Annotated in this window: 21 protein-coding genes; 12 read left to right on the top strand and 9 right to left on the bottom strand. The window is 59.8% G+C overall.

Going from position 1 to position 20,035, the window contains the following annotated elements:
* Nucleotides 1-192: 192 nt before the first annotated feature.
* Nucleotides 193-1,032: a carboxylating nicotinate-nucleotide diphosphorylase gene (gene nadC / locus FCS96_RS19440; RefSeq protein WP_138442034.1), complete on the top strand. Its 840-nt coding sequence runs from the start codon at nt 193-195 to the stop codon at nt 1,030-1,032.
* A 21-nt stretch (nt 1,033-1,053) separates the two neighbouring features.
* On the opposite strand, the gene FCS96_RS19445 is transcribed toward nadC, so the two are convergent.
* Genes FCS96_RS19445 through FCS96_RS19465 form a run of 5 tightly spaced genes read right to left on the bottom strand, consistent with a single transcriptional unit; the run spans nt 1,054 to nt 4,892 of the window.
* Nucleotides 1,054-1,389, bottom strand: coding sequence for a YqcC family protein (locus tag FCS96_RS19445; protein WP_138442036.1), 336 nt, complete (start codon nt 1,387-1,389; stop codon nt 1,054-1,056).
* A gap of 12 nt (nt 1,390-1,401) precedes the next feature.
* Nucleotides 1,402-2,199, bottom strand: a complete 798-nt coding sequence (locus tag FCS96_RS19450; protein ID WP_138442038.1) for a ParA family protein — start codon at nt 2,197-2,199, stop codon at nt 1,402-1,404.
* A gap of 45 nt (nt 2,200-2,244) precedes the next feature.
* On the bottom strand, nt 2,245-2,943 hold the full coding sequence (gene hda / locus FCS96_RS19455; protein ID WP_138442040.1) for a DnaA regulatory inactivator Hda: 699 nt from the start codon (nt 2,941-2,943) through the stop codon (nt 2,245-2,247).
* Nucleotides 2,940-3,500, bottom strand: coding sequence for a CDP-alcohol phosphatidyltransferase family protein (locus FCS96_RS19460; protein ID WP_171040878.1), 561 nt, complete (start codon nt 3,498-3,500; stop codon nt 2,940-2,942). The genes hda and FCS96_RS19460 overlap by 4 nt, the downstream gene beginning before the upstream one ends.
* Nucleotides 3,501-3,521: 21 nt before the next feature.
* Nucleotides 3,522-4,892: a DUF2066 domain-containing protein gene (locus FCS96_RS19465; protein WP_228264174.1), complete on the bottom strand. Its 1,371-nt coding sequence runs from the start codon at nt 4,890-4,892 to the stop codon at nt 3,522-3,524.
* 213 nt (nt 4,893-5,105) lie between these two features.
* Here FCS96_RS19465 and purM point away from each other — a divergent pair, with 213 nt between their 5' ends.
* The 3 genes from purM (at nt 5,106) to FCS96_RS19480 (ending at nt 7,701) form a co-directional block, all read left to right on the top strand.
* Nucleotides 5,106-6,170: a phosphoribosylformylglycinamidine cyclo-ligase gene (gene purM, locus FCS96_RS19470; protein WP_138442042.1), complete on the top strand. Its 1,065-nt coding sequence runs from the start codon at nt 5,106-5,108 to the stop codon at nt 6,168-6,170.
* Complete coding sequence (purN, locus tag FCS96_RS19475; protein ID WP_138442044.1) at nt 6,167-6,829, top strand: phosphoribosylglycinamide formyltransferase; 663 nt, start codon at nt 6,167-6,169, stop codon at nt 6,827-6,829. Before purM ends, purN begins: the two co-directional genes overlap by 4 nt.
* A gap of 89 nt (nt 6,830-6,918) precedes the next feature.
* Nucleotides 6,919-7,701: a DUF3108 domain-containing protein gene (locus tag FCS96_RS19480; RefSeq protein WP_138442046.1), complete on the top strand. Its 783-nt coding sequence runs from the start codon at nt 6,919-6,921 to the stop codon at nt 7,699-7,701.
* Here the strand turns inward: FCS96_RS19480 and FCS96_RS19485 are convergent.
* From FCS96_RS19485 to apbC, 4 genes are all read right to left on the bottom strand, one after another.
* Nucleotides 7,698-8,975, bottom strand: coding sequence for a valine--pyruvate transaminase (locus FCS96_RS19485; protein ID WP_138442049.1), 1,278 nt, complete (start codon nt 8,973-8,975; stop codon nt 7,698-7,700). The two genes, FCS96_RS19480 and FCS96_RS19485, sit on opposite strands and share 4 nt — an antisense overlap.
* 91 nt (nt 8,976-9,066) lie before the next feature.
* On the bottom strand, nt 9,067-9,666 hold the full coding sequence (locus tag FCS96_RS19490; protein ID WP_138442051.1) for a YjaG family protein: 600 nt from the start codon (nt 9,664-9,666) through the stop codon (nt 9,067-9,069).
* Complete coding sequence (dcd, locus tag FCS96_RS19495) at nt 9,663-10,229, bottom strand: dCTP deaminase (protein WP_041342620.1); 567 nt, start codon at nt 10,227-10,229, stop codon at nt 9,663-9,665. The genes FCS96_RS19490 and dcd overlap by 4 nt, the downstream gene beginning before the upstream one ends.
* 241 nt (nt 10,230-10,470) lie before the next feature.
* A complete protein-coding gene (gene apbC / locus FCS96_RS19500; protein WP_138442054.1) occupies nt 10,471-11,571 on the bottom strand; it encodes an iron-sulfur cluster carrier protein ApbC in 1,101 nt (366 codons plus the stop codon).
* A 140-nt stretch (nt 11,572-11,711) separates the two neighbouring features.
* On the opposite strand from apbC, the gene metG reads away from it, so the two are divergent.
* Genes metG through nth form a run of 8 tightly spaced genes read left to right on the top strand, consistent with a single transcriptional unit; the run spans nt 11,712 to nt 19,965 of the window.
* Nucleotides 11,712-13,751, top strand: a complete 2,040-nt coding sequence (gene metG, locus FCS96_RS19505; RefSeq protein WP_138442057.1) for a methionine--tRNA ligase — start codon at nt 11,712-11,714, stop codon at nt 13,749-13,751.
* Between the two features lie 37 nt (nt 13,752-13,788).
* Nucleotides 13,789-14,370 carry an electron transport complex subunit RsxA gene (gene rsxA, locus FCS96_RS19510; RefSeq protein ID WP_041342626.1) on the top strand — a complete coding sequence of 194 codons (582 nt, stop codon included), beginning with the start codon at nt 13,789-13,791 and terminating at the stop codon, nt 14,368-14,370.
* Between the two features lie 14 nt (nt 14,371-14,384).
* Nucleotides 14,385-14,963: an electron transport complex subunit RsxB gene (gene rsxB / locus FCS96_RS19515; RefSeq protein ID WP_138442060.1), complete on the top strand. Its 579-nt coding sequence runs from the start codon at nt 14,385-14,387 to the stop codon at nt 14,961-14,963.
* Nucleotides 14,963-16,801 (top strand): electron transport complex subunit RsxC, encoded by a 1,839-nt coding sequence (gene rsxC / locus FCS96_RS19520; protein WP_138442063.1) that lies wholly within the window; start codon nt 14,963-14,965, stop codon nt 16,799-16,801. Before rsxB ends, rsxC begins: the two co-directional genes overlap by 1 nt.
* A 21-nt stretch (nt 16,802-16,822) precedes the next feature.
* Nucleotides 16,823-17,875: an electron transport complex subunit RsxD gene (gene rsxD, locus FCS96_RS19525; protein ID WP_138442066.1), complete on the top strand. Its 1,053-nt coding sequence runs from the start codon at nt 16,823-16,825 to the stop codon at nt 17,873-17,875.
* A 3-nt stretch (nt 17,876-17,878) separates the two neighbouring features.
* Complete coding sequence (gene rsxG / locus FCS96_RS19530; RefSeq protein ID WP_138442069.1) at nt 17,879-18,580, top strand: electron transport complex subunit RsxG; 702 nt, start codon at nt 17,879-17,881, stop codon at nt 18,578-18,580.
* 1 nt (nt 18,581) lies between these two features.
* Complete coding sequence (locus FCS96_RS19535; protein ID WP_138442072.1) at nt 18,582-19,298, top strand: electron transport complex subunit E; 717 nt, start codon at nt 18,582-18,584, stop codon at nt 19,296-19,298.
* A 28-nt stretch (nt 19,299-19,326) separates the two neighbouring features.
* Nucleotides 19,327-19,965, top strand: coding sequence for an endonuclease III (gene nth / locus FCS96_RS19540; RefSeq protein WP_138442075.1), 639 nt, complete (start codon nt 19,327-19,329; stop codon nt 19,963-19,965).
* Nucleotides 19,966-20,035: the final 70 nt, after the last annotated feature.

Genomic DNA, 20,035 nt, shown 5'->3' on the forward strand with positions numbered 1-20,035 from the left:
CGTAACGTGTACTGTCACTTCATCATACGAGCTGCCCACGTCAGCTTGTGTCAGAATTTGTCACCTTTTGTTTAGATCAGACGCTGTTCACAGTTTAGCAGTTAGACACCACCGGATTGGCGAATGCCGTTCAGGCCTATAGAATCCATCTCCATATCCATGTTTCACCCCGACTCCAACGGACCCGACGCCATGATTTCTGCTGAACTGTTACGCCAATCCCGAGTTGAAACTGTCGCCCAGAGCCTGCGTGAGGATATCGGCGACGGCGACATCACGGCTCAGCTGATTGCCGCGCATACCCAAAGCTCTGGCCGGGTCATCACCCGAGAGCACGCCACCGTGGCCGGCAGGGATTGGGTTAACGAAGTATTCCGTCAGGTAGATCCGAGCGTGGTTCTGGAGTGGCGGGTGAAAGACGGCGACAAGGTGGTGTCGGACCAGATTCTGTTCCAGATGCGCGGACCGGCCCGCAGCCTGCTGACCGCCGAACGCGCAGCACTGAACTGGTTGCAGACCCTTTCTGGCGTAGCCACCGTTTGCACCAGTTATGCTGACAAGGTCGCGCACACCAATGTGCGCCTTCTGGATACCCGCAAGACTCTGCCTGGCCTGCGCCTGGCTCTGAAATACGCGGTTACCTGCGGCGGCTGTTTCAACCATCGGATTGGTTTGTGGGACGCCTTCCTGATCAAGGAAAACCACATCTCGGCCTGCGGCTCCATCGCCAAGGCGGTGGCGGAGGCGCGGCGCATTGCGCCGGGTCGGCCGGTGGAAGTGGAAACGGAAAACATGGACGAACTGGAACAGGCACTGGCAGCCGGTGCCGATGTGATTATGCTGGATGAATTTTCACTGGCCGACATGCGGACGGCGGTCGCCCTCACCGCCGGTCGGGCACGACTGGAAGCCTCCGGGGGCATCAACGAGCAGACCCTGGTGCCGGTGGCAGAAACCGGGGTGGACTACATTTCGATCGGCGCCCTGACCAAAGACATCAAGGCTATCGATCTTTCTATGCGCCTGGACTGACCGGTTACGCGTCGGGACTGATCAGCCTCTGGACAGAAGCTGATCGATTTCCTCAAGGGCCTGAATCAGGCTCTGACCAGACTCCGGACGACCGCGAAAATGCTCTTCGGCCATGGGAGCCATGCCGGAAACTGCCGGTAAAGGGTGCCTCTCTTCGATGATCACCTTCATCCGTGCCACAAACACAAACTGCAGCCACTGGGTAAATTCCAGGGTATCGATACAGAATGGCTGGGTACTCTGTAACGCCTCGGACGACGGCCTTTCGGCCTCCCACAGGCCCAGCTGTCGCAGCTCCATCTCGATCCGTAGCAGGCTGTCGGCAACCAGCCCTATGTGGTCTTGCGGTTCGGTCATGGCGGGTCTTCTCTAATCAGCCAGTGGCGCCAGTTCCACCTTCTCGCCGTGCAGTACACTGAACAGGTCTTCGTACTGGCGAGTCAGGGTGTGCTTGGGCGCCATGTGAATGAGTGGCTGACGGCTCTGGTGTGACTCTTTCATCTTGACCGAGCTCGACAGGCGTACCGGAAGAACCGGTAGGCCTTCTTCCGTCAACTCACGAACCAGCTGCTTGGGCAGGCTGGCGCGGGGCTGGAACTGGTTGGCAACAATGCCTTCCACCACCAGGTCTTCGTTATGATCTTCCTGCAGATCACGGATCTCGTTCAGGATGTTGTACAGTGCCTGACGCGAGAAATCGTCGCAATCGAACGGAATCAGACAGCGTTGGGCGGCGATCAGCGCCGACCGGGTGTAAAAGTTCAGGGCCGGGGCGGTATCGATGTAGATCGCGTCAAAGCTTTCGCCCAGCTTCTTCAGTGCTTCGCGCAGCTTGTAGATCTTATGCTTGGCCTCAAGCTTTCGCTCCAGGAAATCCAGCTCCGGGCTGGACGGCATCACGAACAGGTTGTCAAAGGGCGAAGCGTGCACGAATTCGTCCGGGCGGCGGTTAAAGACTGTGAACGCTACCGTCTGTTCCAGCATGTCAGCGACGGTATCCCGGAGCTCACTGGCGGGCTTGCCCAGCAGGTAGTGGGTGGAGTTGCCCTGGGGATCCAGATCCACCACCAGCGTCCGCTTGCCACGGGCTGCACTGATCGCAGCCAGATTGCAGGTGATACTGGATTTGCCAACGCCGCCTTTTTGATTGAATACAACCCGTCTCATCTAATCTCTCCCTTGCACGCTTTGTAATTGTGGGCGAACTTCCGTTTACCAACCCATCACGGTCTTCACGAACGGAATGGTCAGCCTGCGCTGAGCCTGAAGCGAATTCTCATCCAGAGTGTCCAGAATTGCCAGCAAATCTCCCAGCCGGCGCGGTGCGCGCCGCATGATAAAGGTAGCAACGTCGTCCCCGATGACCAGGCCGCGCTGTTCGGCCCGGGCCATAAGGATGCGCAGTCGGTCATCATCGCGATAAATGCCGAGCTGGATCAACAGTCCATGGGACAGTCTGGACACCAGATCAGGGAGCTTGAACGGCGCCGCAGTCGGCACCTCAGACAGGCTCACGATGAGTAGCCCACCGCGATCCTGGACCCGATTGTAAAGATGAAAAACCGCCTCTTCCCAAGCCGCCTGACCAGCAATGCGGTCAAGGTCGTCAAGGCAGATGACGTCGGCGCCGTCGAGCCCGGCCAGAGCCTCGGGGCCGAAAGGCTCCAATTCGGCAATGCTGATGCACACAGCCAGGGTACCCCTGTGCTCGGCATCGTGGCAGGCAGCCTGCAGCAGATGGCTTTTGCCGGTATCGGAATCGCCGCAGATGACCACCACGGGAATTCCCCGGGGCTGGCTGCATACCGCCTTCAAACGTGAGGCGGCATCGGCGTTGCGATCGCCGTGGAAGTTACCGAAGCGGGCATCGTCCCGGAGTTTGATACCTAAGGGTAGCTGCGAAGCACTCACGAGCGCCTGGCCCTCCAGGCCCGCAGGCCCCACACCAGCAGGTAGTGTCCGCCGCTGAAGATGGCCGAAATGGCCACCATCAGTATGCCCACGTCCATGACCCACGGCTGCATCGGCAGCCCCGCCAACAGGACTATGATCGCCAGCACCACCAGAATCTGGATGAAGGTATTCAGTTTGCCCGGAAGACTGGGCTCCATATCAAAGCGTCCGATACCGTAGTGATAAGCCAGGGCTCCGCCAACAATAAGCAGATCGCGACCAAGCACCAGAATGAATAACCAGACCGGCAACACCTCGGTCAGCGTGAGCATAAGATAAGCGGTCAGCAACAGGGCCTTGTCCGCCAGTGGGTCGGCCACCGCGCCAAACCTTGAGCGCCAGTTGAAGTGCCGTGCCAAGAAGCCGTCAAAGGCATCGGTAGCGGCCGCCACAACAAATATCAGTAGCGCGAGCCGATAATTTTCGGTCAACAGGCCGCTGGCAAAGGGAGCAATCAGCAGGATGCGCAAAAACGTCAGGGCATTGGGAATCCAGCGCCAGCGTTCCAAACTCACAAGGCTCCCTCCGGTAACGCCTTACTCTTCAACACCCTTTCCAACACCTTCTCGACTACCATTAGTGATAGCGGGCGTTGACTGCCACCGATAATACAGCACCTGATACAGGGATTCGAACGCTTGTTCGGCCTCCTGTTTATCCACCGGCATGGGCTGGTAGGTAAACATCGACTGACCGGCCTCCTCACTGCCACCTTCAGGCTGATTACTGGCTTCGCCGCCCTGCTCCGCCTGGGCGGCCACAGCTTGACCCGAACCTGACTCGGCTGTCGGTTCTGGTGCTGCCGTCGCCGGCTCAGTAGAGGCTGTGGCCAGTTCGCTCGACCCGGATTCCAGCGGCACGAAACGGGGGTCCAGTGCAATGTATTCCTTGAGCTGATCCAGTTCGCCCGAGAAAGCAACACGAAGCGTCAGCTGATCGCCCTTGACCCGTGAGGCACCGGCACTGAGTACCGGGGTCAGACCTTCGAGTACCTTGGTGATCTTGCCATAGTCCGCAAGAGAGGAAGCGCCCTTCAGCACAATATCCACTTGGGGCGATTCCGCCACCTTACCCGCGGCCACGGCATAGCGATCCGCGTAACGCTCGGCCCAGCGATTGATGACGGTTTGCGCCAGGGCCTCGGGGGTGTCAGCAGTGACCGACTCTTCGCCAGCGTCCATGGCCATGCCATCAAAAACCCAGCCCGCGCGCCACTGGCCGCCACTGCGATTCACCCGCACCAGCGCCATGACATCCTGATCCAGGTCGTCCGAGACGCTGCGGATGCGATTCACAAACTGGCCCCACAGATCCGACAACAGTTCCCGGTCGCCGCTGAACTTTGCAGGCGGCAGAGCCACCGGAAGCCCGCGTTCCTCGGCGGCCTCGTCAAACGCCTGCTGCCAGATTGCGGAAACCTGGCGGCTGGTACCGGTGCCGGACGCCTGTTCGGTAATCAGTGTTCGCGTCCCGCGGTCTTCCACAGCAACCCAGGCCAGCGTCAGGGGGCGATTAGCGCCCCACACCGGCGCGTTGATTGACGCCAGGGCCCGGTTAACGCCTACGGCGCCAAAAGCCATACGCAGCCGGTTTTCGCCGGTTTCACCACGCAGGTATTGGTAGGAAAGGAGCAACGACTCCGCGTCGGCAAGCAGCGCCTCAACACCTCCCTGCTCCAACACCTCCCGGGTGCCGGACACTCGCACAAAGACCCGCGCCAGGCCATCGGCGTAGCCCACCGCCAGCTCGCTTGGGGAGGAGCCTGCCACCGGCACCTCCACGGAATAAAGTCCTGACACAGTCACCGCCGAGGCGGGGGCGCACAGAGACGCAACCATGAGCCCCAACAATGCAAGCCACGCTGCCGGTCCGGACTGGCGTGCCGATTTTCGTCCTGATACTGACATGAAACACCCTGCAGTTCGCATGAATGGCGCATAGGATACACCATGGCCAGAAGTGTGAGTAGCAGCCCTGGGTTTCATAAAAGCAATAATGCCAAAGCCTTGCCCGCTTGCCACTCTGCCCCAGACGCCATAGGGGGAATAACAGGTTGGAGCGCCTCACCTCACCTGTTAAAATCCGCCGCCTTACCCATTGGCCAACGGTGAAAGCACACCATGAGCGAACAGAAGCCCTCCCTGACCTACCGCGATGCCGGCGTTGACATTGACGCAGGCAACGAACTTGTAAACCGCATCAAGCAGACTGCCGCGCGCACCAAGCGTCCGGAGGTGCTAGGCGGCCTGGGCGGGTTTGGCGCCATGGTCTCCATCCCTGCTGGATACAAGGAACCAGTCCTGGTGTCCGGAACCGATGGAGTGGGTACAAAGCTGCGCTTAGCCATGCAACTGGAAAAGCACGACAGCATCGGCATTGATCTGGTGGCCATGTGTGTGAACGACCTGATCGTAGGTGGTGCCGAACCGCTGTTTTTCCTGGACTACTACGCCACCGGCAAACTCAACGTCGACGTAGCGACCCAGGTAGTGGAAGGCATTGGCGAGGGCTGTGAGCAGTCTGGCTGCGCCCTGGTAGGCGGTGAAACCGCAGAAATGCCGGGCATGTACGAAGGCGACGACTACGATTTGGCCGGCTTTTGCGTTGGTATCGCCGAACGCGCTGACATCATCGACGGCAGCCGGGTCCAGAACGGCGACGTACTGCTGGCGCTGGGCTCCTCTGGCCCACACTCCAACGGCTATTCGCTGATTCGCAAGATCATCGACGTCAGCAACGCCGATCTGGACCAGCCCATGGGCGACACCACCCTGGCCAACGCCCTGATGGCACCGACCCGAATTTACGTAAAAAACCTGCTGCAGCTGATCCGTCAGGTGGATGTCCGCGCCATGTCTCACATCACCGGCGGCGGCCTGCCAGAGAATATTCCCCGGGTACTGCCAAACGGTAGCGTGGCGGCAATCGATACCGCCAGCTGGACCCTGCCCCCGGTATTTCAGTGGCTCAAGGAAGCCGGTGGTGTTGCTGACGAAGAAATGTACCGCACCTTCAACTGCGGCATTGGCATGATCGTCTGCGTTCCGGCCGATCAGAAAGACTTAACCCTGGACACCCTGAAAGCGCTGGGCGAAAACGCCTGGCAGGTCGGCGTGGTTGAAAGCACAAGCGACCTTGATGAAGAACCGACTGTGCGCTATGCACCGGGAATGTTGTCGGCATGAATGCAGATCAGCCCCCACTGCCCACCATCCTCGTGCTGGCTTCCGGCAGCGGCACCAATCTGCAGGCGCTGATTGAGGCCAGCCGGGAGCGGGATTTCCCGGGCCAGATCGGTGCGGTTGGCTGCAACCGGCCCAACGCTTTTGCACTGGAGCGCGCAGCCCAGGCCCACATCGAAACCTTCGTGGTGGACCACACCAAATACGACTCCCGGGAGGAGTTTGATGGTGCCCTGATGCAGGAGATTCGGCGCCACAACCCGGATCTGGTGGTGCTGGCCGGCTTTATGCGGATCCTGACCACGGACTTCGTGCGCGCCTTCCGCGGCAAGCTGCTCAACATCCACCCGTCTCTGCTGCCGAAATATACCGGACTGAACACCCACCAGAGAGCCCTGGATGCCGGCGACGCCCTGCACGGCGTGTCGGTGCACTTCGTCACCGAAGAGCTGGATGGCGGCCCTGTCATCGCCCAGGCAGAGGTTGCCGTGGCACCGGATGACACGGCCGAGAGTCTGGCGGAAAAAGTTCAGGAAAAGGAACACATCCTTTACCCGATCGTTGTGCGCTGGTTCTGCGAGGGTCGCATTCAGTTGGGCAGCGATTACGTCACCTTCGACGGTGAACTACTGAAAAAACCGATGCGGTTGCCTGATAACTGAGTCGCACCCTGAACGGATTGTCATCTTGCACTATCGAGTAACCCGCTAAACTGTCGCCATAAAAGACAGCTTTTTCAGGGTTACCCGATATGCATTTGAATCGAACAACCACAAATTCTTCTATCAGCCGAACGGCCATCCTGCTGATCATTGGACTGCTCACGGCTCCCGCCCTGGCCAGCCAGCCTTCTACCGACACCCAGCTTACGGTTGACACCCAGCAACCCGGCGCCGAACTTGCCCCCTACGAAGTTACCTACACCGCGTCCATGGACAAGGGCGTCACCCTGAACGGCACTGCGAAGCGGATACTGACAAAACAAAATGGAAACGTCTGGCTGTACCGTACCGATGTGGATTCATTCATCGCCAACATCGATGAATCCCTGATCCTGAAATGGGAAAATAACCAGGTTATCCCGCTGCGCTACCGTTACCGACTGTCGGGTTTTCTGATCAAGAATCGGAAACAGAGCATTGATTTTGACTGGGATGCCGGAGTCGCCACCGGCGAGGATGAGGGCAAGCCGTTCAAACTGGAGCTTCGCGAGGGCGCACTGGATCCGCTCGGGTTTCAACTGCAACTGAGCCAGGACATCAAATCCGGCAAGCGCGACATAACCTATCAGGTGATTGATGGCGACGATTACGATGAGGACCGATTCGCCGTGCTCGATCAGGAACCCATGAAAACCAACAGGGGCTCCATCACCACTTTGAAGGCCGAGAAAGTGCGGGATGAAGGCTCCAAGCGCGAAACCCTGATGTGGTTCGCGCCGGAAGAAGACTTCCTGCTGGTGCGACTGCTCCAGACCGAACCCGATGGCAGTCGCTACGAACTCCGGCTCAACCGGTCAGACCTGGGCGGCTAGGCGCTCTTCCCCGCTTCCGCCCAGACGACTTTGACCTCGTCAGCAATGATCCGGAGCCCCTCTGCTACCCGTTCGTCGTCCTGGGAGTAGGTAACCCGCAGGCATTCGTGCCGATGCCGCCAATCGTCCTCGGGCAGGCCCGGGAAGAAATAGTGACCGGACACCACCAGAACACCCCGCGCCTTCAGCCGCTCATACAGTTCCAGGCTGGTGATGGGCAGGTCCGGGAACCAGAGCCACAGGAACATGGCACCTTCCGGCTTGTGGATGTACCAGCGGCAGCTGTCCTCGCCCATGGCGTCACGGAACGCCGCCACGGCTTTCTCCATCTTCGCCTTGTAGAACGGGCATACCACGTCCCGGCTTAGTGACAGCAGGTCGCCAGAGCGAACCAATGGTTCCGCCAGCATGGCACCAAAACTGCCCGTGGCCAGGTTCATAATTGCATTCACCCCCGACAACGCCTTGATGACCGGTTTCGCGGCAATCACGATACCGGTTCGGGCGGCGGGCATGCCCAGCTTGGATAGGCTCAGGCAGAGAATAATCTGCTCATTCCAGGTCGGCTCGGCGTCTACAAACAGCAGGTTTGGGAATGGCGTGCCGTAGGCGCCGTCAACGATCAGCGGCACATCGTGCTCGCGAGCGAGAACTTCCAGTCGCGCCAGTTCGTCGTCGGTGATCACGTTGCCGGTCGGATTAGTCGGCCGGGAAACACATATGGCGCCGGTTTCACCGGTCACTTCCACGGCGTCAAAATCGACCCGGTACTTGAACTCGTGAGCATCGGTGAAGGAAATGTCAGGCTGAACGGCATGGAACAGGCCCGGCTCGATACCGGCATCGGCGTAACCGATGTACTCCGGCGCCAGGGGCAAGAGAATGTGCTTGTGCTGCCCGTTACCATAGTCACCGCCGAACATGTTGAACAACATGAAGAAGGCCGCCTGGCTGCCGTTGGTCAGGGCTATGTTCTCAGGCTCCAGATCCCAGCCATACTCTTGGCGGAGCAGCTCCGCCAGCGCAGCAATGAACTGTTTCTCGCCCTGGGGCGGATCGTAAACCCCGACCAATCGCCGGACGTCGGATTCGCTCTGGCTGATGTTGGCCAGAATTTCCTGCACGCGCTCCTGGATTTCCGGTATGTGCCCGGGGTTGCCGCCCCCCATCATGATCATGTCGTCGCCGGACGCCATGGCGTTGCCTAGGTCGTCCATCAGTGAGGTTATGCCGGCATCGGCGGTGAACTTGCGACCAAATGCAGAGAGCTTCATGGCGTAAAATCCGTTATGCACACCCGGTAAATTTATCGTTCTGTGGCAGCGACAGTCTAGCCGCTCTTTTGGCGAGCGGCTTGCTGTGCCGTTATTCGGTCAGGGAAATTCCAAGATTGCTGACGCCGTCGTTGGCAGCGTCGATGCGGAGGCCTTCGGTAAACTGCTGCGTGGGTGTGCGCTGACGCTTCAGGGCCAGCACCAGATCACGCTGAAAGGCTTTATCTTCTTTCATCAACGGGTGCACCTCCAGCAGGCGCACCAGTCCGTCTTCATCGAGCTCGTCGCCCTCGGACATCTCTATGAAGCTCATCACCGTGCCGGTGGCCATCTGGGAGGCCTCGGTGGCGCGATGCTTGGCCGGGTTCAGACGATTCAGCAGGGCCTGTTCCAGCAGCTGGCAGAAATCGAAGGCCGGGTACACGCCATAGGCGTCGTAGGCTTCCACATCCGGAGACAGGGCTTCAAGCTTGGCCAAGAGCTGGGGAATGGCGGATTCCGCGACATCCTCTTGCAGCATGCCCCAGCCCTGATCCAGCATCTGCCGCATCTTGGCGCCGGTTTTCAGGCCAACGGCATCAGCAAACAGGGCGTAGTTGGGGAATGAGCGCTCGGCGAGCGACAGTAGGAAGGCGCATTCGCGCCATCCCTGCAGCTGGGAAACGGCTTTTAAAAACTGGTTGGCGTTCATGTCCTGGGCAGAGTCACGCCGGTCTGGCCCAGATATTTGCCGCCCCGGTCTTTGTAGCTGGTTTCGCAGACTTCGTCGGATTCGAAGAACAGCATCTGCGCCACACCTTCGTTGGCGTAGATTTTCGCCGGCAGGTTGGTGGTGTTGGAGAACTCCAGAGTCACCTGGCCTTCCCACTCCGGCTCAAGCGGCGTGACATTCACGATGATGCCGCAGCGCGCGTAGGTGGATTTGCCAAGGCAGATAGTGAGCACGCTGCGCGGTATGCGGAAATACTCGACGGTGCGCGCCAGGGCGAAGGAGTTCGGCGGAATGATGCAGACGTCACCGGTGTAGTTCACAAAGCTGTTTTCGTCGAAGTTCTTGGGGTCGACGGTGGCGGAGTGAACGTTGGTGAAGATTTTGAATTCGTTGCTGCAGCGTACGTCGTAACCGTAACTGGAGGTGCCGTAGGAGATAACACGGCCCTTTTCGGATTCACGGACCTGACCGCTTTCGAACGGTTCGATCATGCCCTGCTGCTCGGACATTCTGCGAATCCACTTATCGGATTTGATGCTCATGGGTGACGTCTCGTGTTCACTGGAAAAATTGGGGCGTAGTTTACCCGTTACTCGGCACGCTGTCGAAGGCCTCTAATGTGAGCAGTTCGGGGGCTGCGTGCACAGGATGAGCCGCTCAAAAACCGCGACAAGCACATCCCTGTGTGCTTCTCTCCGGCCGTCCTTGGCCTACGAGATTTTTGAGCGGCTCATCCTGCGCCCGCGATCGAACCTGGAGCAGTTGGCCCGCGGACGTTCCGGGTCAGTGCTCGGTAACGGACACGCTGGAGATAGAACCGGTCAGGTTACGCTCGCGAGTGGAGAGCTCGGCACCTACCCGGCGGGCAATGTCGCGGTAGCGGCGTGCTACTTCAGAATCCGGCTCGGCCACCACCGAGGGCTCGCCGCCGTCGGTTTGTTCGCGGATGGTCATGTGCAGGGGTAGCTGGCCCAGCAGCGTGGTGTCGTACTCGTCGGCGATGCGCTCGCCGCCGCCGTGGCCGAATAAAGGCTCTTCATGGCCGCAGTTGCTGCAGATGTGCACGCTCATATTCTCGACCACACCCAGCACCGGAATGTCGACTTTACGGAACATTTCGATGCCTTTCTTGCCGTCCAGCAGCGCGATGTCTTGGGGCGTGGTGACGATTACCGCACCGGTAACCGGGACTTTTTGCGCGAGGGTGAGCTGGATGTCGCCGGTGCCCGGCGGCATGTCGACGATCAGGTAGTCGAGTTCGTTCCATAGGGTCTGTTGCAGCAGTTGCATGACCGCGCCGCTGACCATCGGGCCACGCCAGACCATGGGGGTTTTGTCGGTAACCACGAAGGCCATGGAGTTGGCCTGAAGGCCGTGGGCTTCCATAGGCACGAAGTATTTGTTTTCGCGGGTGTCCGGGCGTTTGCCTTCGGGCACGCCCAGCATCATACCAATGCTCGGGCCGTAGATGTCGGCGTCGAGGATGCCGACGCGGGCGCCTTCGGCGTGCAGGGCCAGGGCCAGGTTGACGGCGGTGGTGGATTTGCCAACGCCGCCCTTGCCGGACGCCACGGCAACGATGTTTTTCACACCCGGTACCGATGGCAGTTCTTTCTGCACCTTGTAGGAGTGGATCTTCTGGCCGACGTGAACCTCGGCGCTTTCTACGCCATCCACGTTTTCCAGAGCCACCGACACCAGCTGTTTCAACGCGCCAGCAATGCCTTTGGACGGGTACGGCAGCTCGACCATCAGCGTGACCTTGCCGGCCTCATCGGTGCTCAACGCCTTTACGGCATCCAGTTCGTACAGGTCCTTTTGGAGGTACGGATCGCGGTATTCGCGAATCGCCGTTTGCAGGGCCTGCTCTGAAATCTGTGTCATCAGGTTCTCCGGAATAAGCTCATGCTTCATTTTAAGCACGGAATCAGGGGATTCGGGTGAAAAATATCTGCTCGGAAGGTATCATCTGTGCCCGTTTCTGACCACACAACCCCTACTCTGAAGAAAGGTTCGGACACACCATGACGCAAGCGAGTCCAAAGCAACAGCGCGACATTCTGGTCACCAGCGCCCTTCCCTACGCCAACGGCCCCATTCATCTGGGCCACCTGCTGGAATACATTCAGACCGACATCTGGGTGCGCTACCAGAATATGCGGGGCCAGAATTGCTACTACGTTTGCGCCGATGATGCCCACGGCACTGCCATTATGCTCCGCGCCGAGCGCGAAGGCATCACCTCCGAGGAGCTGATTGACCGTATCCGCGATGAGCACCAGCAGGACTTTGCCGGCTTCCATATTCGGTTCGACAACTATTACACCACCCACTCGGAGGAAAACCGTCAGTTCTCCGAGTACATCTACCGTCAGTTGCAGGAAAACGGGCACATTGCCACGCGCAAGATTACCCAGTCTTTCGATCCGGAAAAGAACATGTTCCTGGCTGACCGCTTCATCAAGGGCACCTGCCCGAAGTGCAAGACCGAGGACCAGTACGGCGACAACTGTGAGGCCTGTGGTGCCACCTACACCCCGGCGGAGCTGATCAACCCGCGCTCAGCCGTGTCCGGTGCCACGCCGATTGAGAAAGAGTCCGAGCACTACTTCTTCAAGTTGCCCGACTTCGCAGACTTCCTGGCCAACTGGACCCGCAGTGGCACGCTTCAGCCCCAGGTTGCCAACAAGCTGGCCGAATGGCTGGACGCCGGTCTGCAAGAGTGGGACATCAGCCGTGATGCACCCTACTTCGGCTTTGAGATTCCAGACGCACCGGGCAAGTACTTCTATGTCTGGCTGGACGCTCCGATTGGCTACCTGGCCAGCTTCAAGAATCTGTGTAATCGCGAAGGCATTGATTTCGAGCACTTCTGGAAGGCCGATTCCACCGCCGAGGTGTATCACTTCATCGGTAAGGACATCATCAACTTCCACGCGCTGTTCTGGCCGTCCATGCTGCACGACGCCGGTTTTCGGACGCCAACGGCGGTCTGGGCTCACGGCTTCGTAACTGTGAACGGCAAGAAGATGTCCAAGTCCCGCGGCACCTTCATCATGGCCCGCACCTACCTGGATCATCTGAACCCGGAGTACCTGCGCTACTACTTCGCCGCCAAGCTCACCGGTGGTGTGGATGACATGGACCTGAACCTGGAAGACTTCGCGGCCCGGGTGAACTCGGACCTGGTCGGCAAGGTGGTCAACATTGCCAGCCGCAGCGCCGGCTTCATCACCAAGCGCTTCGACGGACAGTTGGGCCAGGTCACCGAACACGACAAGATCCGCGAGTTCGTGGAGGCCGGCAAGGAGATCGAGGACTTCTTCGAGGCCCGGGAATTCGGCCGTGCCATGCGGCGGATCATGGAACTGGCGGACATCGCCAACCAGTACGTCAACGACGAGCAGCCCTGGGTGATTGCCAAGCAGGAAGGCCAGGACGAGAACCTGCAGGCCATCTGCACCAACGCCATCAACATGTTCCACCTGCTGATGACCTACCTGGCGCCGGTGCTGCCGGAAACCGCCAAGGCTTCCGAAGCCTTCCTGAATGCCAAGCTGGACTGGAATGGCCGGGAGCAGCGGCTGGAGAATCACGGCATCAACAAGTTCAAGCCGCTGATGAACCGGGTGGACATGGCACAGATTGAGAAAATGCTCGACGCTTCCAAGGAAGAGCTGCCGGCTGCAATCGGGAAACCTGCGCCAGAGCCCAAAGCAGATCTGGAGCCGGTGGCAGACGAGATTGAATTTGGCGATTTCGCGAAAGTGGACCTTCGGGTCGCTAAGATTGTCAAAGCAGAACACGTTGAAGGTGCCGATAAGCTGCTGCGCCTGACCCTGGACATTGGTGAGGGTGAGCGCAATGTGTTTGCGGGCATCAAGTCGGCCTACAAACCCGAGGATCTGGAAGGACGGCTAACCGCGATGGTCGCCAACCTTAAGCCACGGAAGATGAAGTTCGGCCTGTCCGAAGGCATGGTGCTGGCCGCAGGGCCAGGTGGTGAGGACATCTTCATCCTCTCGCCTGATTCCGGTGCCACGCCCGGCATGCGGATTATGTAAGTGCTGAACACGCACCGATAACGGCGGAGACACTCCGATGACAGAGTATTTGCTGATTCTGGTCAGCACCATTTTGGTCAACAACTTCGTGCTGGTGCAGTTTCTCGGCCTGTGCCCCTTCATGGGGGTTTCGGGCAAGCTGGAAACCGCCATGGGCATGTCGCTGGCGACCACCTTTGTGCTGACTTTGTCATCGGTGTGCAGTTACCTCGCCTACACCTACCTGCTGGCACCGCTGGACCTGGCGTTCCTGAAAACCATCACCTTCATTCTGGTGATCGCGGTGGTGGTCCAGTTCACTGAAATGGTGGTGCGCAAGACCAGCCCGCTACTTTACCGGGTGCTGGGTATTTTCCTGCCATTGATCACCACGAATTGCGCGGTACTCGGTGTGGCACTGCTTAACCTCAACAAGAACAACAACTTTGTTGAGTCTGTCCTGTACGGCTTCGGCGCTGCCGCCGGCTTCTCCCTGGTACTGGTGCTGTTCGCGGCCATGCGTGAGCGCATTGCGGTGTCTGATGTACCAGTGGCGTTCCGCGGTGCTGCCATTGGTATGGTAACCGCAGGCTTGATGTCACTGGCGTTCCTGGGCTTTACCGGCCTGGTCAGCGTGTAACGGAGACGGGTTGTATGTGGACGGGCATTATCATTGCGGTTCTGGTCCTGCTGGCTCTGGCCATGGTCTTTGGTGGTCTGCTGGGCTTTGCCTCGGAGCGATTCCGGGTTGAGGGTAATCCCCTGGTGGAGCAGATTGATTCGCTACTGCCACAAACCCAGTGCGGCCAGTGCGGCTTTCCCGGCTGCCGTCCGTACGCCGAATCCATTGCCGATGGCGATGCCATCAACAAGTGCCCACCCGGCGGTGAATCCACCATCAAGGCCCTGGCCGACCTGCTCGACGTTGAGCCCCAGCCCCTGGATGCCGAACACGGTGTCGAACAGGCCAAGCGTGTGGCGGTGATTCGGGAAGATGAATGCATCGGATGCACCAAGTGCATCCAGGCCTGCCCCGTTGATGCCATCCTCGGTGCCGCCAAGCACATGCACACGGTCATCGAGAGCGAGTGCACCGGCTGCGACCTGTGCGTCGATCCCTGCCCGGTCGACTGCATTGATATGATCACCATCGAACCCGACATCCGCACCTGGACCTGGACGCCGCCCGCCAGTGGCGTGATTGCCACCGATCGCCAGGGAGCCAGTGCCTGATGACGCAGTTATGGGATTTCAGTGGCGGTATCCATCCGGCCGAAAACAAGCACCAGTCCACTGCCCGGCCAATCCGGGTAGCCGCCCTGCCGGAGCATCTGATACTGCCCCTGCAGCAGCACATCGGTGAGCCCGCCACCGCGCTGGTCAAGGTTGGCGACCGGGTGCTGAAAGGCGAGAAGGTTGCCGATGTCACCAATGGCCTGGGCGTTCCGGTGCATGCACCCACCTCCGGTATTATCGAGAGTATTGCCCAGTTGCCGGTGCCACACCCGTCCGGCATGACCGACTGGTGCATTACCTTGCGCCCCGACGGCGAAGACCAGTGGGTTGAGCTGCAACCATTTGCCGACTACCGCAGCCTGGAACGGGATCAGGTCCTGGATATGATTCGCGACGCCGGCATCGCTGGCCTTGGCGGCGCCGGCTTCCCCACCGACATCAAACTGCGACCGCCCCGGGATCGTAAGGTGGCAACGCTGATCTTGAACGGTGCCGAATGCGAGCCCTACATCACCGCCGATGACATGACCATGCGCGAGCGGGCCGAGGAAGTATTGGCCGGGTTCAAGGTGATGGCGTGGCTGCTGCGACCTGAACGCTGCGTGATTGGCATTGAAGACAACAAGCCGGAGGCCATTGCCGCCCTCAGGGCCGCCACAGAAGGCACCCAGATAGAACTGGCGGTCATTCCGACCAAGTACCCTTCCGGTGGCGAAAAACAGCTGATACAGATCCTCACCGGCATGGAAGTGCCCAGCGGCGGCATTCCCGCGGATATTGGGGTGATGTGCCAGAACATCGGCACAGCGGTGGCGATGTCCCAGCTGATATTTGAAGGCAAGCCGCTGATCTCCCGCACCATTACCATCACCGGTGAAGCGGTGCGCGAGCCCGGTAATTTTGAGGCCCTGATCGGCACGCCGGTGCAGCACCTGCTGGAGCAGGCCAGCCTGCAACCGGACCAGGTGAACCGGCTGGTGATGGGCGGCCCGATGATGGGTTACACCCTGACCACCACCGCCGTGCCCATTGTGAAAACCAGCAATTGTGTCATCGCCGCCACCGCCAGCGAGCTGCCGGCACCACCACCGGAGCAGGCGTGCATCCGGTGCGGCATGTGTGCCGAGGCCTGCCCCATGGAACTGCTGCCACAGCAACTGTTCTGGTACTCCAAGGCCACCGAGTTTGAAAAGGCTGAACACCTTAATCTGTTCGACTGCATCGAATGCGGGGCCTGCTCCTACGTCTGCCCCAGCTCCATTCCGCTGGTCCAGTACTACCGCTATGCCAAGGGTGAAATTCGCGTGCAGCGGGCGGAACAGCTGAAGGCCGATCGTGCTCGCGAGCGTTTTGAAGCGCGTCAGGAGCGCCTGGAGCGGGAGCAGCAGGAAAAAGAACTACGGCGCAAAGAGCGCGCCAAGGCCGCGGCCGAAGCCCAGGCGAAGAAGAAAGCCGAGGCCGAGAAAGCCGCCGCCGAGGGCGAGGCCGTAGACGAGCGATCTGCCAAGTCGGCGTTGGTGCAACAGGCCCTGGCCCGCAAAAAGGCCAAGACCGAGGCTGCCGCTACCGCCAAGGAACTTGCCGCTGCCCCTGCGGAGTCGGCGGTGGAGAAACCCGATCTTGAGGCACTGGAAAAGCAGCTGACCCAGGCCCAGGCAAAACTTGAAACCATGCAGGGCATGCTGGAAGACGCCAAAGCCCAGCAGGCCGACAACGTGGACAAACTCGAACGGGCCGTTGCCAAGAATCACGACCGGGTAGACCGCACGCAAAAAGCGCTGACCGAAGCCCGCGAGCAGCTGGCCCGGAACGCCGAAACCCAAACACCCGACTAACCGATCTCAGGCTCACTATTCATGGCATTTGCGCAACAGTCCTCACCCCATGCCCGCCGTGCCCGGTCGACCTCACAGGTCATGCTCTGGGTAATCCTGGCGGCATTGCCCGGCCTGCTTGCACAGACGCTTTTCTTTGGTTGGGGCAACCTGATCAACGTGGTGTGGTGTATTGCCGTCGCACTGGCCAGTGAAGCGGCGATCCTGAAGCTCCGGAACAAGCCCATCGCGTTCTTCCTGAAAGACAACACCGCGGCGGTGACCGGCCTGTTGCTGGGGCTCTCGCTGCCCCAGTTTGCGCCCTGGTGGGTGTCTGGCATTGCCGTTATCTCGGCCATCGTGATGGCCAAACAGCTTTATGGCGGTTTGGGTTCCAATCCATTTAATCCGGCGATGGTGGGCTACGCGCTGGTACTGATTTCGTTTCCGGTGGCCATGACCACCAACTGGGCCGAACCCGCCCTGCTCTGGCAAGGCGCCCCGAGCTTCACCGACACCCTGCAAGCCATCGCATCGGCCCAGCTGACCGTGGTTGATGGCTGGACCATGGCAACCCCGCTGGATGAATACAAACACAAGATCGGCAGCCTCACTGCCGCTGAGGTAACCAGCCACCCCAGTTTCGGTGACGGCGTTGCCCGGGGCTGGGAATGGGTGAATGCAGCCTTCCTGGCCGGCGGCCTGGTGCTGATTGGCCTGCGGATCATTACCTGGCACATTCCCGTCAGCTTTCTTGCTGGACTCGGGGTCATGAGCCTGGCGTTCGGCAGCAACGCCGACCAGTACGCGCCGCTGTCGCTGCACCTGCTGGCCGGTGGCACCATGCTGGGCGCCTTCTTCATCGCCACCGACCCGGTCTCGGCCGCCACCAGCCACCAGGGCAAGCTGATCTACGGTGCAGGCATTGGCGTTCTGATCTACCTCATCCGCACTTGGGGCAGCTATCCCGATGCCGTGGCCTTCAGCGTGCTGCTGATGAATTTCGCCGTGCCCTTCATCGATCACTACACGCCGCCCCGCACCTATGGCCATCACAAAGCCAGGCGCGGTGCGCCCGGCCGGAATCAGGGGTAAATCATGGCTTCACTGGCACATTCCGTACGCCGCAGCGCCCTAGGTCTTGGGCTGTTTGCCGTGATTACCGGGGGCACCATCGCGGTGACTCAGGCACTTACTTCCGAGCGGATTCAGGAGCAGGCGGCCAAAGCCGAAGCCAAGGCGCTGTTCGAGATCATTCCCGAGAGCGCCCACGACAACGAACTGTTGCGGGATACCATCCCTCTTCCGGCCAGCGACATCCTGGTCACCGACGGCAAGATGACCGCCTGGGTGGCGCGTCAGAACGGCGAACCGGCGGGCCTGATCCTGCCCATCGTTGCGCCGGACGGCTATTCCGGGAACATCCGGTTACTGGTGGGTGTCGACCTGCAGGGAACCGTGCTGGGTGTCCGCGTTACCAGCCACAAGGAAACTCCCGGCCTGGGCGATCGGATTGAGCTAAAGAAATCAGACTGGATCACCAGCTTCAATGGCCGCGCATTGGGCGCACCCCCGCTTCGAGGCTGGACCGTCAAGAAGAATGGTGGCGTGTTTGACCAGTTCACCGGCGCCACCATCACGCCACGAGCCGTGGTTAATGCGGTGAAGGAGGCACTGGTGTATTTCCGGCTGAATCAGGAGGTGATTCGGTCCCGGGCCAACCGAGAGCCCTCGCCCCGAGACAAAGCCCTGACACCGGAAGCCATCGCCGGACAAACGACCACAGCGGAGCATTCCTGACATGGCCAGCAAAACCTCCCGCGAGATCATCCGTGACGGTCTCTGGACCAACAACCCGGCCCTGGTTCAGGTGCTGGGCCTGTGCCCCCTGCTGGCGGTCACCAGCACCGTCGTGAATGCCATTGGCCTGGGCCTGGCAACGCTGATGGTGCTGATGGGCTCAAACCTCGCCGTATCCCTGATCCGCAACTTTGTCGGGGAGTCAGTGCGGCTGCCAGCCTTCGTGATGATCATTGCCTCCTTCGTGACCTGTGCCGAACTGCTGATGCAGGCCTTCACCTACGAGCTGTACCAGATCCTCGGCATCTTCATTCCGCTGATTGTCACCAACTGCGCGATTCTGGGCCGGGCCGATGCCTTTGCCTCGAAAACCAGTCCGGGACCAGCGCTGCTGGATGGCGTCATGATGGGTTTGGGTTTCCTGGCTGTGCTGGTGCTGCTTGGCGGCATGCGCGAGCTGATTGGCCAGGGCACCCTGTTCGTGGACATGAACCTGTTGCTGGGCCCGGTGGCTGCGGACTGGGTCATTCGCCCGTTTGAGAGCTATCCGGATGTCCTGTTCATGGTGCTGCCGCCCGGCGCCTTTGTGGGCCTTGGCTTGCTGATAGCACTCAAGAACGGCATTGACAACCATCTGGAAGCCCGCCGTAAACTCGCTGAACCTACCCCCGCCGCCAGTGGCAGCAAGCGGGTTCGGGTAACCGGCAACGTGTCCTGATTCGCAGGTAAGGTGAAAGTCAGCCCCAATGAACAAGCAGAAACGAATCGAAATATTTACCCGTTTGCGGGATGCAAACCCCAACCCCACCACGGAGCTTAACTACAGCACGCCGTTCGAGCTGCTGATTGCCGTAATCCTGTCGGCTCAGGCTACGGACGTTGGGGTAAACAAGGCCACCGACAAGCTGTACCCGGTTGCCAACACTCCAGAAGCCATCCTGGCCCTGGGCGTGGATGGGTTGAAGGAGTACATCAAGACCATCGGCCTGTTTAACAGTAAGGCCGAAAACGTCATCAAGACCTGCCGCATACTCATCGAAAAACACGGCAGTCAGGTGCCTGAGCGTCGGGAAGACCTCGAAGCCCTCCCCGGTGTCGGCCGGAAGACCGCGAACGTGGTGCTCAATACCGCTTTCGGACACATGGCCATGGCGGTGGACACCCACATCTTCCGGGTCTCCAACCGGACTGGCATTGCCCCGGGCAAGAACGTCCTGGAGGTGGAGCAACGCCTGATGCGGCTGGTGCCAAAGGAGTTTCTGTTGGACGCCCATCACTGGCTGATTCTGCACGGACGCTATACCTGCACAGCCCGAAAGCCCAAATGCGGGGCCTGCAGCATTGAGGATTTGTGCGAGTTCAAGGACAAGCGCGAGTACCTGTAGCAGACCAGATCAGGGCCAATTTTTCCCGCATCAGAACGAAAAAAACCGGCACTCAGTGCCGGTTTTTTAC

The sequence above is a fragment of the Marinobacter alexandrii genome, from assembly GCF_005871205.1.
GTDB classification, from domain to species: Bacteria; Pseudomonadota; Gammaproteobacteria; order Pseudomonadales; family Oleiphilaceae; genus Marinobacter; species Marinobacter alexandrii.

Coding starts and splice junctions, on each gene's coding strand:
- FCS96_RS19465 (WP_228264174.1), bottom strand. CDS start 4,892: ATGTCAGTATCAGGACGAAAATCGGCACGCCAGTCCGGACCGGCAGCG.
- FCS96_RS19480 (WP_138442046.1), top strand. CDS start 6,919: ATGCATTTGAATCGAACAACCACAAATTCTTCTATCAGCCGAACGGCC.
- nth (WP_138442075.1), top strand. CDS start 19,327: ATGAACAAGCAGAAACGAATCGAAATATTTACCCGTTTGCGGGATGCA.
- rsxB (WP_138442060.1), top strand. CDS start 14,385: ATGTGGACGGGCATTATCATTGCGGTTCTGGTCCTGCTGGCTCTGGCC.
- purM (WP_138442042.1), top strand. CDS start 5,106: ATGAGCGAACAGAAGCCCTCCCTGACCTACCGCGATGCCGGCGTTGAC.
- apbC (WP_138442054.1), bottom strand. CDS start 11,571: ATGACACAGATTTCAGAGCAGGCCCTGCAAACGGCGATTCGCGAATAC.
- nadC (WP_138442034.1), top strand. CDS start 193: ATGATTTCTGCTGAACTGTTACGCCAATCCCGAGTTGAAACTGTCGCC.
- FCS96_RS19450 (WP_138442038.1), bottom strand. CDS start 2,199: ATGAGACGGGTTGTATTCAATCAAAAAGGCGGCGTTGGCAAATCCAGT.
- FCS96_RS19485 (WP_138442049.1), bottom strand. CDS start 8,975: ATGAAGCTCTCTGCATTTGGTCGCAAGTTCACCGCCGATGCCGGCATA.
- FCS96_RS19490 (WP_138442051.1), bottom strand. CDS start 9,666: ATGAACGCCAACCAGTTTTTAAAAGCCGTTTCCCAGCTGCAGGGATGG.
- FCS96_RS19535 (WP_138442072.1), top strand. CDS start 18,582: ATGGCCAGCAAAACCTCCCGCGAGATCATCCGTGACGGTCTCTGGACC.
- purN (WP_138442044.1), top strand. CDS start 6,167: ATGAATGCAGATCAGCCCCCACTGCCCACCATCCTCGTGCTGGCTTCC.
- rsxA (WP_041342626.1), top strand. CDS start 13,789: ATGACAGAGTATTTGCTGATTCTGGTCAGCACCATTTTGGTCAACAAC.
- dcd (WP_041342620.1), bottom strand. CDS start 10,229: ATGAGCATCAAATCCGATAAGTGGATTCGCAGAATGTCCGAGCAGCAG.
- rsxC (WP_138442063.1), top strand. CDS start 14,963: ATGACGCAGTTATGGGATTTCAGTGGCGGTATCCATCCGGCCGAAAAC.
- metG (WP_138442057.1), top strand. CDS start 11,712: ATGACGCAAGCGAGTCCAAAGCAACAGCGCGACATTCTGGTCACCAGC.
- rsxG (WP_138442069.1), top strand. CDS start 17,879: ATGGCTTCACTGGCACATTCCGTACGCCGCAGCGCCCTAGGTCTTGGG.
- FCS96_RS19445 (WP_138442036.1), bottom strand. CDS start 1,389: ATGACCGAACCGCAAGACCACATAGGGCTGGTTGCCGACAGCCTGCTA.
- rsxD (WP_138442066.1), top strand. CDS start 16,823: ATGGCATTTGCGCAACAGTCCTCACCCCATGCCCGCCGTGCCCGGTCG.